Source organism: Symbiobacterium turbinis (assembly GCF_055383075.1).
This window is the reverse complement of the sequence record NZ_AP042433.1, coordinates 1,006,187-1,021,288: the sequence shown is the minus strand read 5'-3', so window position 1 is coordinate 1,021,288 and position 15,102 is coordinate 1,006,187. Positions and strand designations below refer to the sequence as shown.

General features: G+C 69.2%; 18 protein-coding genes. 4 read left to right on the top strand and 14 right to left on the bottom strand.

What is annotated here, in order from left to right; all coding sequences use genetic code 11:
* The first annotated feature begins 183 nt into the window (after positions 1 to 183).
* The gene (locus tag ACZ45O_RS04860) at positions 184 to 2,166 is read left to right on the top strand and encodes a glycosyltransferase family 2 protein (protein ID WP_464856109.1); all 1,983 of its coding nucleotides are present in this window, start codon (positions 184 to 186) and stop codon (positions 2,164 to 2,166) included.
* A 5-nt stretch (positions 2,167 to 2,171) separates the two neighbouring features.
* The gene (locus ACZ45O_RS04855) at positions 2,172 to 2,564 is read left to right on the top strand and encodes a hypothetical protein (RefSeq protein ID WP_464856107.1); all 393 of its coding nucleotides are present in this window, start codon (positions 2,172 to 2,174) and stop codon (positions 2,562 to 2,564) included.
* A 45-nt stretch (positions 2,565 to 2,609) separates the two neighbouring features.
* Here ACZ45O_RS04855 and ACZ45O_RS04850 read toward each other — a convergent pair whose 3' ends face one another.
* From ACZ45O_RS04850 to thpR, 11 genes are all read right to left on the bottom strand, one after another.
* Positions 2,610 to 3,272 carry a carboxylesterase family protein gene (locus tag ACZ45O_RS04850; RefSeq protein ID WP_464856105.1) on the bottom strand — a complete coding sequence of 221 codons (663 nt, stop codon included), beginning with the start codon at positions 3,270 to 3,272 and terminating at the stop codon, positions 2,610 to 2,612.
* Positions 3,273 to 3,292: 20 nt separating this feature from the next.
* Complete coding sequence (locus ACZ45O_RS04845; protein ID WP_464856103.1) at positions 3,293 to 3,493, bottom strand: hypothetical protein; 201 nt, start codon at positions 3,491 to 3,493, stop codon at positions 3,293 to 3,295.
* A gap of 40 nt (positions 3,494 to 3,533) precedes the next feature.
* On the bottom strand, positions 3,534 to 4,625 hold the full coding sequence (gene fni, locus ACZ45O_RS04840; protein ID WP_464856101.1) for a type 2 isopentenyl-diphosphate Delta-isomerase: 1,092 nt from the start codon (positions 4,623 to 4,625) through the stop codon (positions 3,534 to 3,536).
* A 26-nt stretch (positions 4,626 to 4,651) separates the two neighbouring features.
* The gene (locus ACZ45O_RS04835) at positions 4,652 to 6,865 is read right to left on the bottom strand and encodes a type IA DNA topoisomerase (protein ID WP_464856099.1); all 2,214 of its coding nucleotides are present in this window, start codon (positions 6,863 to 6,865) and stop codon (positions 4,652 to 4,654) included.
* Between the two features lie 136 nt (positions 6,866 to 7,001).
* Positions 7,002 to 8,306, bottom strand: a complete 1,305-nt coding sequence (gene rpsA, locus ACZ45O_RS04830) for a 30S ribosomal protein S1 (protein ID WP_464856097.1) — start codon at positions 8,304 to 8,306, stop codon at positions 7,002 to 7,004.
* A gap of 107 nt (positions 8,307 to 8,413) precedes the next feature.
* A complete protein-coding gene (locus ACZ45O_RS04825; RefSeq protein WP_464856095.1) occupies positions 8,414 to 9,058 on the bottom strand; it encodes a lysophospholipid acyltransferase family protein in 645 nt (214 codons plus the stop codon).
* Between the two features lie 2 nt (positions 9,059 to 9,060).
* The gene (gene cmk, locus ACZ45O_RS04820) at positions 9,061 to 9,741 is read right to left on the bottom strand and encodes a (d)CMP kinase (protein ID WP_464856093.1); all 681 of its coding nucleotides are present in this window, start codon (positions 9,739 to 9,741) and stop codon (positions 9,061 to 9,063) included.
* 199 nt (positions 9,742 to 9,940) lie between these two features.
* On the bottom strand, positions 9,941 to 10,201 hold the full coding sequence (locus tag ACZ45O_RS04815; protein ID WP_464856091.1) for a hypothetical protein: 261 nt from the start codon (positions 10,199 to 10,201) through the stop codon (positions 9,941 to 9,943).
* 54 nt (positions 10,202 to 10,255) lie between these two features.
* Complete coding sequence (locus tag ACZ45O_RS04810; protein ID WP_464856089.1) at positions 10,256 to 11,080, bottom strand: regulatory protein RecX; 825 nt, start codon at positions 11,078 to 11,080, stop codon at positions 10,256 to 10,258.
* Positions 11,073 to 12,125, bottom strand: a complete 1,053-nt coding sequence (gene recA / locus ACZ45O_RS04805) for a recombinase RecA (protein WP_464856087.1) — start codon at positions 12,123 to 12,125, stop codon at positions 11,073 to 11,075. Before recA ends, ACZ45O_RS04810 begins: the two co-directional genes overlap by 8 nt.
* A gap of 86 nt (positions 12,126 to 12,211) precedes the next feature.
* Positions 12,212 to 12,811 (bottom strand): RNA 2',3'-cyclic phosphodiesterase, encoded by a 600-nt coding sequence (gene thpR, locus ACZ45O_RS04800; RefSeq protein ID WP_464856085.1) that lies wholly within the window; start codon positions 12,809 to 12,811, stop codon positions 12,212 to 12,214.
* A 228-nt stretch (positions 12,812 to 13,039) separates the two neighbouring features.
* Here thpR and ACZ45O_RS04795 point away from each other — a divergent pair, with 228 nt between their 5' ends.
* Both ACZ45O_RS04795 and ACZ45O_RS04790 read left to right on the top strand, forming a co-directional pair.
* Positions 13,040 to 13,474 (top strand): hypothetical protein, encoded by a 435-nt coding sequence (locus tag ACZ45O_RS04795; RefSeq protein ID WP_464856083.1) that lies wholly within the window; start codon positions 13,040 to 13,042, stop codon positions 13,472 to 13,474.
* Positions 13,474 to 13,911 carry a hypothetical protein gene (locus ACZ45O_RS04790; protein ID WP_464856081.1) on the top strand — a complete coding sequence of 146 codons (438 nt, stop codon included), beginning with the start codon at positions 13,474 to 13,476 and terminating at the stop codon, positions 13,909 to 13,911. Before ACZ45O_RS04795 ends, ACZ45O_RS04790 begins: the two co-directional genes overlap by 1 nt.
* 66 nt (positions 13,912 to 13,977) lie before the next feature.
* Here ACZ45O_RS04790 and ACZ45O_RS04785 read toward each other — a convergent pair whose 3' ends face one another.
* Genes ACZ45O_RS04785 through ACZ45O_RS04775 form a run of 3 tightly spaced genes read right to left on the bottom strand, consistent with a single transcriptional unit; the run spans position 13,978 to position 15,102 of the window.
* Positions 13,978 to 14,247 carry a cation:proton antiporter gene (locus ACZ45O_RS04785; RefSeq protein ID WP_464856079.1) on the bottom strand — a complete coding sequence of 90 codons (270 nt, stop codon included), beginning with the start codon at positions 14,245 to 14,247 and terminating at the stop codon, positions 13,978 to 13,980.
* On the bottom strand, positions 14,240 to 14,590 hold the full coding sequence (locus tag ACZ45O_RS04780) for an MrpF/PhaF family protein (RefSeq protein ID WP_464857654.1): 351 nt from the start codon (positions 14,588 to 14,590) through the stop codon (positions 14,240 to 14,242). The genes ACZ45O_RS04785 and ACZ45O_RS04780 overlap by 8 nt, the downstream gene beginning before the upstream one ends.
* On the bottom strand, positions 14,590 to 15,102 hold the full coding sequence (locus ACZ45O_RS04775) for a Na+/H+ antiporter subunit E (protein ID WP_464856077.1): 513 nt from the start codon (positions 15,100 to 15,102) through the stop codon (positions 14,590 to 14,592). Before ACZ45O_RS04775 ends, ACZ45O_RS04780 begins: the two co-directional genes overlap by 1 nt.

Genomic DNA, 15,102 nt, shown 5'->3' with positions numbered 1-15,102 from the left:
CTCCCGAACCGGGCGAGCCCCCAGCAGAGACTGGAGGGCTTTCCACCTTCATTGCGTTAGCTTTGGCCGGGTCTGGCAGCGCTATACAGAACCCGCCGCCGGGCAACCGGCCTTCGGGAGCATAATCGCCACAGGGTTCTGCCAACCTATGGCTGTCATCACCCTGTGGGAGGGTCCCGCACGATGCAACTTGACACCGCGGCATGGGTCTACCTGGTGGCCGTGGGAATCCACCTCCTGTTCTTCCTGCTCTTCCTGCGGCTGCTCTGGTGGAAGCGCTACGCCGAAACCCGCTACTGGAAGCGCCGGCCCGCGCTCTCCCTGGAGCGGCTCACCGCGCTCGCCCGGAAGCACGGGCAGGCCCTGCCCCGCTTCTCCCTGATCGTGCCGGCCCGCAACGAGGCCGACGTCATCGAGCGCACCGTGGACCACCTGGCCGCCCTCGCTTACCCGCCCCACCTGTACGAGGTGCTGGTGGTCACCGACGAGAAGGAGGCGCTGGCCGCCGACAAGAGCCGGGCGGCGGCGGTGGGCGAGGCAGCCCGCGCGCTCCGCAGCCGGCATGACCTGCCCGGGCCGGACAGCCAGGCCGGGGGGCTCATCATGGCCCTGGTGGCCGGCATGGCGCTGGAGGGGATCGGCGAGGTCTCCCGCCGCCTGGGACCCAACGAGGGGCTGCGCTACCTGCGGCGGATTCCCGCGCCGCTCCTGCGGCCCATCATCTGGGATGCGGCCTGCCGCCTGCTGAAGAAGGGAGCGCGCGGCACGGAGCACCACCTGTTGCGGTCCCTGCGGAACCGGCTGCCCGGCCTGGGGCAGGAGCCGCTTCAGCGCGCCTACGCCGCGCTGCTCTCCCTGGCCATCCCGTGTGCGGTGGCCTTCGCCTCGCTGCGGGGCGAGGATGGGGCCGCCCTGGGGCGACGGCTGGCCTCGCTGGCCGCCCAGGCGCACCACTCCCTCACCCGGGAGCTGATCCAGTCGCTCTGCGCGGCCCTCGCCGCCAACCTGACCAGCCGGCTGGAGGCCCTTTCCGCAGACCCCCATCTGGAGGAACGGCTCGCCGCGGCCTACCGGGAGGTCTATCCGACCACGCAGGACATCATGGAACGGAAGGTGGCGGAGTACAGCCGGCGCAGGGGGGCGCCTGCGGTGCGCCACGTGGTGGTCCCCCCGGACTTCGACGGCAGGCTGGGCGGCCGCTGCCTGGGCGTGACGGTGCCCTCCACGAAGGGCCGCGCCCTGAACTGGGCCCTGGGGTTCATCGACGGCCGCTCCACCTGGTGCGGCTTCTACGATGCCGAGAGCCGGCCCGACGGGCGGGTGCTGCTCTACCTGGCCCACCGGGTGCTGGAGGCCCGCATCAGCGGCGCGACGCTTCCCCGCATCTTCCAGGGGCCCGTCTTCCAGGTGCGGAACTGGTACGACATGGGCGCCTTCTGCAAGCTGGCCTCCCTCTTCACCGCCATCAGCCACGAGTGGCACCTGCCGGTGGTCTACCGGACCATCCCCTTCGTCGGCGGCACCAACGTCTTTGTCGAGACCAGACTGCTGCAGGAGATCGGCGGTTTCGACTCGTCCACGCTGACCGAGGACCTGGAGCTGGGAACCCGCGCCTGGCTGAAGGCCAGGGCGTGGCCGGAGTACCTGCCCTACCCCTCCAGCGAGCAGACCCCGCCCACCTTCCTGGGTTTCTACCGGCAGCGGCTCCGCTGGGCCAGCGGCCACATTCAGGTGATGCGGAAGATCAGGGCCGAAGGGGACGGCTCGCCCGAGCAGCGCCGCCTGCTCCGGTCGCTCTGGTTCAAGGGCCAGGGGCAGTGGCTCTTCTACCAGGCGGCCACCCTGGTGCCCCTCACCGTGCTGCTCCTCTGGTCGATCGGGCTGGTGGACCCCACCGTGCTGCCGCCGGTCTGGCGCTACGGCCTCCATACGGTCTCCACCGTTTACATCGGGTTCGCCGTCTACATCTTCCTGCGTTACATGCGCTACGTCGACCCCGCCAGCCGGCCGCTGATGTGGCTGGGCCAGCTGGGGGCCGTCGGACAGATTCTCGTCCTGCCGCTGGCCGGCTTCCTGTTTCCCGTGCCCTACTTCAGCGCCCTGCTGCTCTCCGCGGTGGGCAGGGGGCCGAGCCACTGGGTGAAGACCCCCCGGACGAGGGAGTGATGTGGATGCCGCTGCGCGAAAGGGCGCCGGCGAGATCGCACCGGCGCCTGGCCCTGCTCTTGCTCATACTCCCGCTGCTGACCGGCTGCGCGGCCCGGGCCCTGCCCGTGCGGCCCGCCGACGCGGTGGCCGCGGCCCTGGCGCATCCCGAGGTCTCGGCCTGGTACGCGGCCCACTCCGCCCCGCTGGTCCTGGAGGGGCTGAACCCCGCCGCGGCCCGGGGGCTGCAGCGCTTCCGGCCCGACGCGCTGGTCGACCTGGCCGGCGAGGGGCTCGTCGTCCGCTTCACCTCGGCCCTGGGCGAAGCGCCCAGGCGGGTGGACGTCCTGGTCGACAGGGACGACGGCCGGGTGCTGGCCGTGCGCATGGGCGGCGTGGGCTGGCGGGGCTGGCGCTAGACAGCCGCCGCCGGGCCGCCGCTGCCGGGGCTGCCGCGGCCAGGGCTACGTGGCCGCCCCCGCCCGCCGGTGCTGCAGGAACCACCGGTAGAGCTCGGGGTTTGAGTAGGTCGGGGTCCAGGCATCGTGGCCGACGCCGGGGTAGACCGTGAACCGCACCTCTGCGCCCACGGCTTTCAGGGCCTCCACCATCTGCGCTGACAGCGCGGCCGGAACCTTCTCGTCCATCTCCCCGTGGAAAACCCAGAACGGAAGCCGCGCATGCTCGGGCCGTACCTGGAGCGGCACGCCCGCGCCGCAGACCGGCGCGGCGGCCGCGAAGCGGTGCGGCGCCGCCAGGGCCAGGGCGAAGGTGCCCATGCCGCCCATGGAGAGGCCCGTCACGTAGATGCGGTCCCCGTCCACGGCGTGACTTTCGCAGACCTCATCCAGCAGGGCCAGGAGGACGTCCGTATCCCAGATCTCCCCCTCGGGGCACTGGGGCGAGACCACGATGAAGGGAAAATCCCCGGGCCGCTCCTCCAGGAGCTTCGGCAGGCCGTGCCGCTTCACGAGGCTCAGGTCGCTTCCCCGCTCGCCGGCGCCGTGCAGGAAGAGAATCAGGGGCCAGCGGCGCTCCGGGTCATCGCCGTACCCCTGCGGCAGAAAGAGCAGGTAGTCAGCCCCGACCCGTTTCTCGATAACCCGTTCAAACGTGCGCTGCTGCATGCAACCCACCCTTTCCCGGTCTAGTACCGCTCATGCCACTCCTCGACGGACAGGACTTCGAACTCCAGTTCGGGGTCAGGCTCACCCCAGCGCATGGGAACGCTGACGCCCAGGCTCACCGCGACAGGCCGGTCGGTGAGGGTGACGAACCTGAAGCGGCGCCGGCCCCGCCGTCGCAGTCGTTCCGCGCCATCGCTCGGCACAATACCCTGGTCATCCATCAGAATATTCCCTCCCCTTACAGAGACGCCGGGGGAGGGGCTAGGGTTCTGAACGGCCGGCCAGAGCAGCGAGGTCCACCCCGCGCAGGCGGCACCACTCGCCCGTGAAGCCCGTGATGACCACGGGCACCCGATGCATGGCCGCCACGCTGCCAGCGCCGGTGAGGAGCATCGCCGTCCGCAGATCGGCCAGGAGCTGCCGCAGGTAGGCCCTGGCCCCTTCCGCGCCCTCACGCTGCTGCCTGAGCAGCACCGGGCCGGCCACCCCGACGGCCCGCGCCCCCAGGGCCAGGGCCTTGGCCGCCTCCGACCCATACCGGATGCCGCCGCTGGCGATGAGGTCGAGCCCGGGCAGCCCCACCGCCGCCACCTCGGCCAGGGCGCAGGCCGTGGGAATGCCCCAGTTCTCCAGCCCAGGGTCGGCCTCGGTCACCCCGGCGCGCCGGTCCTCGATCCAGGCGAAGTTGGTGCCGCCGCGCCCCGAGACGTCGATCGCCCTGACGCCCGCCTCGTGCAGAATGACGGCTGCCTCGCGCGCGACGCCGAAGCCGCACTCCTTTACCACCACGGGCACCGGCAGCTCGTCCACGATGCGCGCGATGGCCTCCAGCCGACCCCGGAAGTCCCGGTCGCCCTCCGTCATGCGCAGCTCCTGCGGCGCGTTCAGGTGAAGCTGGAGGAGGTCGGCCTCCACCATCTCCACCGCCGCCCTGGCCTGCTCCAGGGTGGCGTCGCTGCCCAGGTTGGCCAGGATGATTCCCTTCGGGTTAACCTTGCGCACCACCCGGTAACTCTCCGCCACGCCGGGATCCCGCAGGCCGGCCGTCTGCGAACCCACGGCCATGGCGAGGCCGAGGTCGGCCGCCACCTCCGCCAGATCGCGGTTGATGGCCGTCACGCCAGCCGCCCCGCCGGTCATGGCGTTGATGACCACCGGCTGACCCAGGGAAACCCCGGCGATCGATGTGCTGAGGTCAATCTCCTCCAGCGACAGTTCCGGGAGGCTGTGGTTCACCAGGTGCACGTCCTCCCAGCCCGCGCCCGACCGGCCGGCCGCGGCCCCCGAGGGCAGGCCGAGCCAATCGACTGCCAGCCGTACATGATCCAGCTTCCGCTGCTGCCGTTCAGTCATTGTGGCTCCTCCGTGTAAGAAATGGGTTATTTCGCGGGCCCCTTTCGGCGGGCCTGCGCCCTGCGGGCCGCACCGCCGCGCGCCCCTCTCCGGCGCGACGGCCGAAACTCAAAGCCCACCTGGCCGTCCTCCTTCAGCACCAGATAGGCGGAAAACGACCGGCCCGTGCGGGGCGAGGTGAAGCCCGTGATGAGCGGGGTCCTGCCCCGTGTGAGGAGCGCCTCCGCGACGCCCTCGTCGAGCACCTTCCCGCACAAAAAGCCGGGTACGCGCAGTGTACAACCTTCTGCCGCGCAAGTCCACCCCCGGCTCCCCCGGGTGACCGCGCCGCCGCACCTGGGGCACGGGGCCGAGAGCGGGACCGCCGTCCGGCTCCCCCCGGAACCGCTGATCTCTCCGCCCGCCGCGCCGCCCTCCGCAGCCCTGATCCGCTCGACCAGCCGGGCGGTCAGCTCCCGGATCTCCTGCATGAAGCGGGCGTCGTCGTACTCCCCGGCCTGAATCCCCGCGATGCGGTGCTCCCACTCGCCGGTGAGCTCCGGGCTCAGCAGCACCTCCACGCCGGCCCTCTCGGCAAGCTCCACCAGCCGCCTGCCCTTTGGGGTGGGCACCAGGCTCTTTTTCTCCGTAACAACATACCCCATCTGCTTCAGCCGCTCGATGATGGCCGCCCGCGTGGCCGGCGTGCCCAGCCCGTGCCCCTTCATGGCCTCCTTCAGGGTCTCATCGGTGATCTGCCGCCCCGCGTACTCCATCGCCGAGAGCAGGGTGGCCTCAGTGTAGCGGCGCGGCGGGCGCGTGGCCTTCTCCCGGCTCTCGACGGACCGGACCGAGACTTGCTCATTCGCCTGCAGCGGCGGCAGGAGCTGGGGGGTCTCATCGTCGCCGTCCTCTGACTCTTTCCGCCGCTTCCGGGCCGGCTCGGGCTCCACCCGGCGCCAGCCCGGGTCCACCACCTGCCTGCCCCGGCTCCGGAACCGGTCGGGCAGGTCGCCCACGCAGGTGATGACCTCCTGCTCCAGGTAGCGGGCGTCGGGGTAGAACTGCGCGAGGAAGCGCCGGGCAATGAGGTCGTAGATCTTCGCCTGCGCGCCCGTAAGGCCCCGGGGAACCTCGGTGGTGGGGATGATCGCGTGGTGGTCGGTGACCTTCGCGTCGTCCACCACCCGCCGGGTGCCACAGCCCACCCGGGTCAGGTCGGCCCCCGCGGCCAGCGGCGCCAGATCGGGCACCGCCGACAGGGCCTGAACCAGCCCCGGCAGCTGCGGCACCAGCGCGCGGGAGAGGTAGCGGGAGTCGGTGCGGGGATAGGTGATGCGCTTCGCCTCGTAGAGCGCCTGCGCCGCCTTCAGGGTGGCCGCGGCCGTGAGCCCGTAGCGGCGGTTGGCCTCCCGCTGCAGGCTGGTGAGGTCGAAGAGCTGCGGCGGCCGCTCGGCCACCGGCTTCTCCTCGTGGGACTCCACGCGGCCCGTCTGCCCCCGCACCCGCAGCACCACCGCCTCCGCGAGTTCGGCCCTGGTCAGCCGGTCGCCCTCCGGGCCGAACCACTTGCCTGCGTACTCCCGCCCGTCCGCCGTACGGAACGTGGCGGTGACCTCCCAGTACGCCTCGGGCCGGAACGACTCGATCTCCCGCTCCCGGCGGACCACCATCGCCAGGGTCGGCGTCTGCACGCGCCCGGCCGAGAGCAGTTCGCCCCACTTCACCGTGAACGCCCGGGTGGCGTTGATGCCCACCAGCCAGTCGCCCTCCGCGCGGCACCGGGCCGAGCGGTAGAGCCGGTCGTAGTGGGCCTGGGGCTTCATGTCGGCAAAGGCCTGACGGATGGCAGCCGGGGTCAGGGCGGACACCCAGAGCCGCTGCACTGGCTTCTGCAGCCCCGCGGCCTCGCAGATGTACCGGAAGATCAGCTCCCCCTCCCGCCCGGCGTCGCAGGCATTGACCAGAAACGAAGCCTGCCGGCCGAGGCGGGCCAGCGTCTGAAACTGGGACCGGGTCCTGGGCAGCACCTGCAGGCCGAACGCCTCGGGCATGATCGGGAGTGTCCCCATGGCCCAGCGCTTCCAGCGGGGATCGTACGCCTCCGGCGGCAGGAGCTCCACCAGGTGGCCCACCGCCCAGGAGAGCAGGTAGTCACGCGATTCCATGTAACCTTCCCGCCGCGCGAAACCGCCCAGCGCCTGCGCGATGGCCGCGGCCGCGGACGGCTTCTCCGCGATGATCAGGGGCTTGCCAGCCATATCACTCCACCTCGGAATACATGTTCGCCCAAGGCGCGGCACTTTCCTTCCTGGGGAGACAAATCTTGCCAGTATCCGTGCGCCAAAAGAGAACGTCCGGCTCCCCACAGGGAGCCGGACGAATGCGCTCATGATGCTATTCCGACTTGGCCTCCTCGGCAGCCCCATCCTCCGCAGCCTCAGCGGGGGCTTCCTCCGCCTCAGCCTGCTGCTCCGCCCCGGCGGCCTCGGCCGGCGCCGCATCAGCCTCCGCAGGGGCCTCAGCATCGGCAGCCTCAGACTCGACGACATCCTTGTACGGCGTGGAAACCTGGGCCGCAATCGCCTCCGCTGCCAGTTCCTCCTGCGCGGCCCGCAGGGAGAGGCTGATCCGGCGGTTCTGGGCGTCCACGTTGAGGACCTTGATCTTCACGACCTCGCCGATGGAGACGACCTCAGCGGGGTTGTTGATGCGCCGGTCGGCCATCTGGCTGATGTGGATCAGGCCGTCCACGCCGGGCTCCAGCTCCACGAAGGCGCCGAAGGTGGTGAGACGGGCCACGGTGCCCTCGATGATGGAGCCTTCCGGATACTTCTCCTCCACCGTATCCCACGGATCGGGGAGCACCTGCTTCAGACCCAGCGAGACCTTGCCCTTCTCCCGGTCGAGGCGCAGCACCTTGACCTTGATGGGCTCGCCCTCCTGGACGACCTGCGACGGATGCTTGATGCGGCCGTACGACATCTCCGAGATGTGCAGCAGCCCATCCACGCCGCCCAGATCGATGAAAGCGCCGAAGTCGGTGATGGACTTGACGGTGCCCTCGAGCACGTCGCCCTCCGAGACCGTCGCCCAGAACCGCTCGCGGGCCGCCGCGCGCTCCGCCTCCAGCACCTGCTTGCGGGAGAGGATGACGCGGCCCTTGTACGGATCCAGTTCCACGATCTTCACGCGCACCTTCTGGCCGACGAACTTGGAGAGATCGGCGACATACCCCCGGTCCACCTGCGAAGCGGGCAGGAAGGCACGCAGTCCAAGGTCGACCACGAGGCCACCCTTCACGGCCTCGGTCACCTCGGCCTCGATGATCTCCTCGGCTTCAAACTTCCGCTCGATCTCGGCCCAGGCCAGCCGCTCGTCGGCACGGCGCTTGCTGATGCGCAGGCCGCCCTCGCCCTTGGCATCGACGCTGAGGACCACCACCTGCACTTCGTCTCCAACCTTGAGCCCGGCTTCCTCGGCACTGCGGAGCCGACGGTGGGAAAGCTCGTTCAGCGGAATGATTCCCTCCGACTTGTAGCCGACGTCGACCATGATCGAATCCTCGCTCACGCGAACCACTTGCCCCGTCACGATGTCCCCAGGCTTCGGTACCCGCAGGGCAGCCTCCAGCTCTGCGCGGGCTTGGATGTCTTCCATGGTCTCGAGATTCTCCCTACCCTGGTTGTCAAACTCCTGCACGATCGTAGACCTCCTCGATGGCTCGGACCAGGTGCGGCACCGGCGCGACCGACGCGAACCATACATTACCGATTATCGTCATTATGAAACCAGCCCCGGGCGGCGGATTACCAGAACGGAAGGGCGTTCCCTGCCGGCGCTCCCTTCCGTACGCGCGGCAGGTCAGGAGGTGGGTTCAGCAAGTCAGCGATCGCGTCCGCAATGGCCTGGCTCGCCGCTTCCAGGGTCGGCCCGTTCAGCTTGCCGCCGCGGAAGCGCTCCAGATCAACTGGCGGCCCGAAGCGGACGCGAATAGGGCTGAATAATCGATAACTTCCGGTGATGCCGACGGGAATCACCGGCACGTCAGACTTGAGGGCGATATACGCCGTTCCGTGCTCTGGCTGTTGCAGTTCCCCGCTGCGGGAGCGGGTGCCCTCCGGGAAGATGCCGAAGCAGCAGCCGGCTTCCAGCAGGGCCAGGGCGTGCTTCAGGGCGGCCCGGTCGGCGCTGCCCCGCTTCACGGGGAAGGCGCCCAGGCCCCGGATGATGAAACTGAGAAACCGGGAGCGGAACAGCTCCTCCTTTGCCATGAAGCAGACCGGTCGAGGACTGGCCAGGCCGATCATGATGGGGTCCTGTGCGTTGATGTGGTTTCCGCAGAGAATGACGCCGCCGGTGGGCGGAATGTTCTCCCGGCCCTCCGCCTGGATGCGGTAGACCAGGCGATAGCCCAGGCCCAGGACGACCTTTGCAAAACCGTAGAGCCACATGGCTATTTCCTCCGGCAGTGCCTCAGAATTTCTTCGACGACCTCGTCGACGCACTTACCGGTCGTGTCGATCACGATCGACTCCGGCAGCCGCATCAGCGAGTGGACACCCTTGTTCATATCTTGCTCGTCACGCCGGGCGATTTCCGCCTCGACGGCCGCCAGCTCAGCCACGTGCCCTTCTTCATGCAGCTGCGCCAGCCGCCGCCGGGCCCGTTCCTGCAGCGAAGCAGTCACATAAAACTTCAGATCCGCGCCGGGCAGGACGTACGAGCCGATGTCGCGGCCGTCCATCACCACACCCCCGGCCCGGGCAAGGGCCCGCTGGGCCTCGATGAGACGCTGCCTGAGCCGGGGCACCGCCGAAACCTTCGAGACGATCGCCGATACCGCTGGCGAACGAATTTCAGCGGTGACGTCCTCCCCGTCCAGCAGCACACGGTTCCCGCCGTCAGGCGCCCGCTGGAGTTCGACCTCCGTCGACTCGGCCATGGCGGCCAGGGCCTCCGGGTCGGTCTCCGCAATCCCCAGGCGAAGGGCCTTCAGGGCGAGAGCACGGTACATTGCACCTGTATCGATGTAAAGATACCCGAGCCGATTCGCGACGATCCTCGCCACGGTGCTCTTGCCGGCCCCGGCGGGGCCGTCCATGGCGATCACGAGTTCTCGGGTCCCGTCTGTCAACGCCAAAGTCCGACACCACTCCAATGCCCGGTAATGCAGCACCAGAGGTGCGAAAACGGGCTCAACCCTTACTGTGTTTATTTGTCGATAGTACCCGAGACTTCCTTCCCTAAGATTAGCAGACTGGAAATGCTACGTCAAACTGGCAAATTGCCAGATGCGTGCAAAAGAGAGCGCCAGAGCGCTCCCCCTTCCGGCGTTATTCGGCGTTTGCAGACCTGAGGCTGCGGCTCCAGTCGGTCACCTCGTGTACGGGCGTTCCTTCCAGCGCCGCCAGCAGACTGAAGCGGCCCATGCCCAGCATCTGGGCCAGGGCGAGGGCCACCAGCCCCAGCACCACCAGGCGCCTGAGAACCCGCTCCACCCGGTCGGCGAAGCGGCTGTGCCGCGCCTGGAACGACTCCAACGCCTCGCTCTCCACCTCGTCCCGCCATTCGGGACGGGCAGTCGGCCGCTCCACCCCGGTCACCTCCCGATGTCCTGTCCCGGTTATTTTATGTGGAGGTGACCGACATTATGCATTATCGTGCTCATCTTCCGGCCAGTCGCCATCCCGGCCGGGCGTGCGCTTCCGCCCGAGGACCGACCGCCGCTGCAGCCCACCCCTGCGCGGCCCCGCCGGGGGATCGGGCAGGTGGGCAACCAGCGGCTCCACGGCAGCCCTGACCGTCTCCGGCCCGAACCCGCGCCGCGCCAGGAAGCCGGCCAGGCGCCGGGCCGCGGTGGCGCGGTCCAGGCCCGTCATGCGGCCGAGCCTCATCTCCGCCACCGCCCGTGCGTGTTCCACGGCCTCCTCCTCGCCCCGCGCGGCCCGCACCACCGCCGCCGCGACCTCCCGCGCCACGCCCTTGCGGGCCAGATCGGCGAGCAGCCGCCGGCTGCCGTAATCCGGATGGCTCCGCACGTAGCTTTCGGCGTACGCCCGGTCGTCGAGCCAGCCCGCGTCTGCGAGGCGCTGCAGCACCCGTTCCACCGTCTCCGGCGGGTAGCGGCGCCCGAGGCGGCGGGCCACTTCCAGGCGCGTGCGGGGCGCAGCCGCCAGCAGCCGCAGCCCGGCATCCCACGCCTGCCGCTCCACGTCGAGGCCGTAGGCTTGAAGGAGCGTCTCGCCGTCCACCGGCTGCCCCACCTTCAGGCCACAGCGAAGGATGGTTTCCAGGTGCAGCCCCAGCACGAACTCGCCGTCCACGAACACCGAGCGGCGGTGGGGATCCCGCTGCCCGGCCAGGGCGGTGATGCGCCCTGAGACGGTGCGGAGGGCTTCCAGGTCCACCTGACGCCTGGATGCCCTCCGGGTACGGCGGGAACCGGCGGAGCGGTTCCCCGCGCGATCAGCCATCGACCTCCGCGGCCTCCTCGTCGGCGGACTTCGCCGGAACCGGACCCACGTGCAGCCGCTCCTTGATCTTCTGCTCGATCTCGGCCGCGACCTCGGGGTGCTGCCGCAGCCACTCCCGCGCGTTCTCCTTGCCCTGCCCGATGCGCTGGTCGCCATAGGAGTACCAGGCACCGCTCTTGACGATGATGGGCGGGTTCAGCTCGACGCCGATGTCGATCAGGCTGCCCTCCTTCGAGATGCCCTGGCCGTAGAGAATGTCGAACTCGGCCTGCTTGAAGGGCGGGGCAACCTTGTTCTTCACCACCTTCACCCGGGTGCGCGAGCCCACGACCTCCTGGCCGTTCTTCAGCGTCTCGGCCTTGCGCACTTCCAGGCGGACCGTGGAGTAGAACTTCAGCGCCCGGCCCCCCGGGGTGGTCTCGGGATTGCCGAACATGACGCCGACCTTCTCGCGGATCTGGTTGATGAAGATGCATACGCAGTTCGACTTGGAGATGGCCCCGGTCAGCTTGCGCAGGGCCTGGGACATGAGGCGCGCCTGCAGACCCACAAACGAGTCGCCCATCTCGCCCTCGATCTCGGCCTTGGGCACCAGCGCCGCGACCGAGTCGACCACCACCACGTCCACCGCCCCGGAGCGCACCAGGGTCTCGGTGATCTCCAGCGCCTGCTCACCGGTGTCGGGCTGGGAGATGAGCAGGTTGTCAATGTCCACCCCGAGAGCCTTGGCGTACACGGGGTCCAGCGCGTGCTCGGCGTCCACAAACGCCGCCACGCCGCCCATCTTCTGGGCCTCCGCGATGACGTGCAGGGCGACCGTCGTCTTACCGGATGATTCCGGCCCGTAGATCTCCGTCACCCGGCCGCGCGGCAGGCCGCCGACCCCGAGGGCGATGTCCAGGGCCACCGAGCCGGTGGGAATGACCTCGATGTTCAGCCTGGACATCTGCTCGCCAAGCCGCATGATCGAACCCTTGCCAAACTGCTTCTCAATCTGTGCCAAAGCCATGTCTATGGCCTTCTGCTTGCCCGGATCCAAAGCCATAAGCCCCGCATCCTCCCAGCCATTATTTGCCAGACCGCTCGTCTCCAGTATAGAACACCCGTGGCTGCCTGACAAGCCTGCAGCCGCTATTCACCGCGCACCAGTTCGGCTGCCTCCACCACGGTGTAGCGCGGGCCGGCCGGCAGCAGCTCGCTGCGCATCAGGACCACGCGCTCCACCTGCCACGCGCCGTAGTGCGACGGCGGCCGCGAAAGCAGGTCCCTGAGCGGCGCGGCCACATCCGCGCCCTGCCGCACCCGGCCCAGGGTCAGGTGCGGCCTGAAGGGCCGCGTCTCACGCGCAAGACCGACACCCGCCAGCTCCTCCTCCAGCCTGCGGGCCAGGGCGACCAGCTGCTCCCGCCCCTCGGCGGTGCCCGCCCAGAGCACCCGCGGATTCCGCAGGCTCGGGAAGGCGCCCAGTCCGGCGACGGCCAGCCGGAACGGGGCGGTCTCAGCCGCCGCACGGCGCAGGGCCAGGGCCGCCTGCGACACCTCCGCCGGACCGAGCTCGCCGAAGAACCGGAGCGTGAAGTGGAACTGGTCCGGGCGCACCCACTTGACAGACCCGGCGTCCGCGCCCAGCGCCCGCCTCATCTCTTCACGGGCTTCTTCCAGGACCCGCCGGACGGCCGGCGACGAGACCTCTACCGCTGCAAAACAGCGCACGCTGGTCACCTTCCTCACCGGCAAGTTCGACGCCTGCAATCCCGATTCCTTCAGGTCGGACGCAAAATCCGAAACATCCGTTCGTCCCGATCGCGCGTTCCCTGCCAGGATGCTGCCAGAACCCGACGCACCGAACGGCCGCTCAGGAGCCAGATCTTCTTGATGCATAGACCGTACGACCTTGAACTTTGCCGGCGGTTCTGTCGTGTTGATCTACGAGACCCATCGCACGGGGGGAATGGCCCAATGCAGACGCCCCTGAGGCCGCTGGGGGTCAGCCCGGCAGACCTGGAGGCCGAGCTGGCGGCCCGCCGCACCAGCCACCGGGCGCAGGTGGACATCCTGAAGGCCCGGCTATCGGAAGTGGCTGCCCGCAACGCCCAGCTCCGGCAGCGGCGGGCCGAACTCGCCGCCGAGCGGGACCGGCTGGAGCAGGAGATCCAGCGGATTCTGGAGGAGTTCGACCGCGCGGAGACCGAGTTTGAGGTCCGCCGCCGGGAGGTGGCCGCGCGCCACCGGCGCGAGCTGACCGACCGGGAGGCGGAGCTGGAGGCCGTGCGGCGCGAGCGCGACACCTGGATCGCCCTGGAGCGGCAGATCGCCGAGGGCATCCTGTCCGCGGTGCAGCCCTTCCTTCAGCTGCAGGCGTATCTGCGGGAGCAGGAAGGAGGCCGGCCCTGATGCGGGAACCCACGGAGCGGCCGCTGCGCCGGCAGCTGCTGGGCGTCTCCCTCCAGGAGGCGGAACGGCGGCTGCGGGAGCAGGCCGACCGCTTTGCGCTGGAGCTGAGGCACCTGCGGGAGGCGGTCGAACAGGCCCAGGCCGAGGAGCGGCACCTCACGGCCCAGTGCGAGGCCCTGGCGGCCGAGGTGGAGGCCGCCGCGCGCAAGCTGGAGCGGCTGCAGAAGGGCCTGGAGCGGAACCGGGCCATGGCGCCGATTCAGGCCCTGGTGCTGGCCCGGGAGATCGCCGACCTTGAGGACGAGCACGCCGCCCGGCTCGCGGAGCTGGCCGCCGAGCAGGAGCGCATCAGGGCTGAGATCGCCGAGCGCCGCGCCTCCCTGCATCAGTGGGTGACGTCGCTCCTGGAATCGGTGGCCGGGCGGGGCTGCGAGTAGCGCATGCGGGCAGAGAAAAAGACCACTGCACACGTGCGGTGGTCTTTCTCCTTTCGGAGCCGGGCCTCACTCCTGCTCATTCTCGATGCCCATATCCTCCTGCAGGTCATCCCGGACCGTTACCGGGGCCAGGCGCACACCGGTACGGTGCGCTCCGCGGGCCATCACGAACGAGCCGGCCGAGGAGGTCCAGAAAACGAACGGCACGACAAGCAGGAGCTTCAGCGTGAGACCGTGCGTGGTTGAGAAGTAGATGGTGCCGGCCAGAACCAACGCCACCGTGGCGAAGGTGATGGTCATGGTGACGGCGTGCAGGCGATTGTACACATCAGGCATCCGTACAAGCCCCAGTGTCCCCAGCACTGCCGCTACCGTTCCCAGCAGCACGAGCAGGCTGATCAGGATCTCCGTGGCCAATGACACCACCCCTCTGAATGTATTTCCCCAGTGCAACGGTCGACACGTAGTTGATCGCGGCGAGCACCACGGCGTAGGTCAGGTACTGCGGGTCGTTCAGCAGGATCGCAGCCACGATGAGGATCTGGATCAGCACCGTGCCCAGCGTATCCAGGGCCGCGATCCGGTCGGCTATGGAAGGCCCCCGCAGGGTGCGGTATGCGGCAAACCCCACAGATACGACCAGGCCCACCAGGCTGATCCACAGGACGGTCTGCAACATCACTGCAACACCTCCATGATCAGCTCTTCGATGTGCCGGATCGGACCCAGCGCCGCTTCGGCATCTGATGCGTCGATGACGTGAAGGTAGAGCACATCCCAGTCATCGGACACCTCGAGGGTGTACGATCCGGGCGTCACGGTGATCAGGTTGGCCAGCAGCGCGACCTGTCCCGGCTGCCGGACACGCAGAGGGAACTTCAGCACGCCGGGGGTGATCTTGCTCATGTCCCGGCGCAGCATGAGGCGCGCCATCTCCGCGTTGCCCTTCAGCCAGTGCCAGGTGTAGTACACGAACAGGCGGCCTGCACTCCACAGCCAGCGGAAGAACCCGCCACGGCGCTTCACATAGGGGTTGATGAGCCCGTGGACCGGCGCTGGGAAGATCAGCAGGATCAGCGCACCCACCAGCAGGCCGCCGGCAAAGCTGCCGAGCCCGTACGACTCCTGGAGGACCATCCACATGACGGCGAACAGCAGGACGAGCACACCCCTGCGGACGCTGGTCTCCAC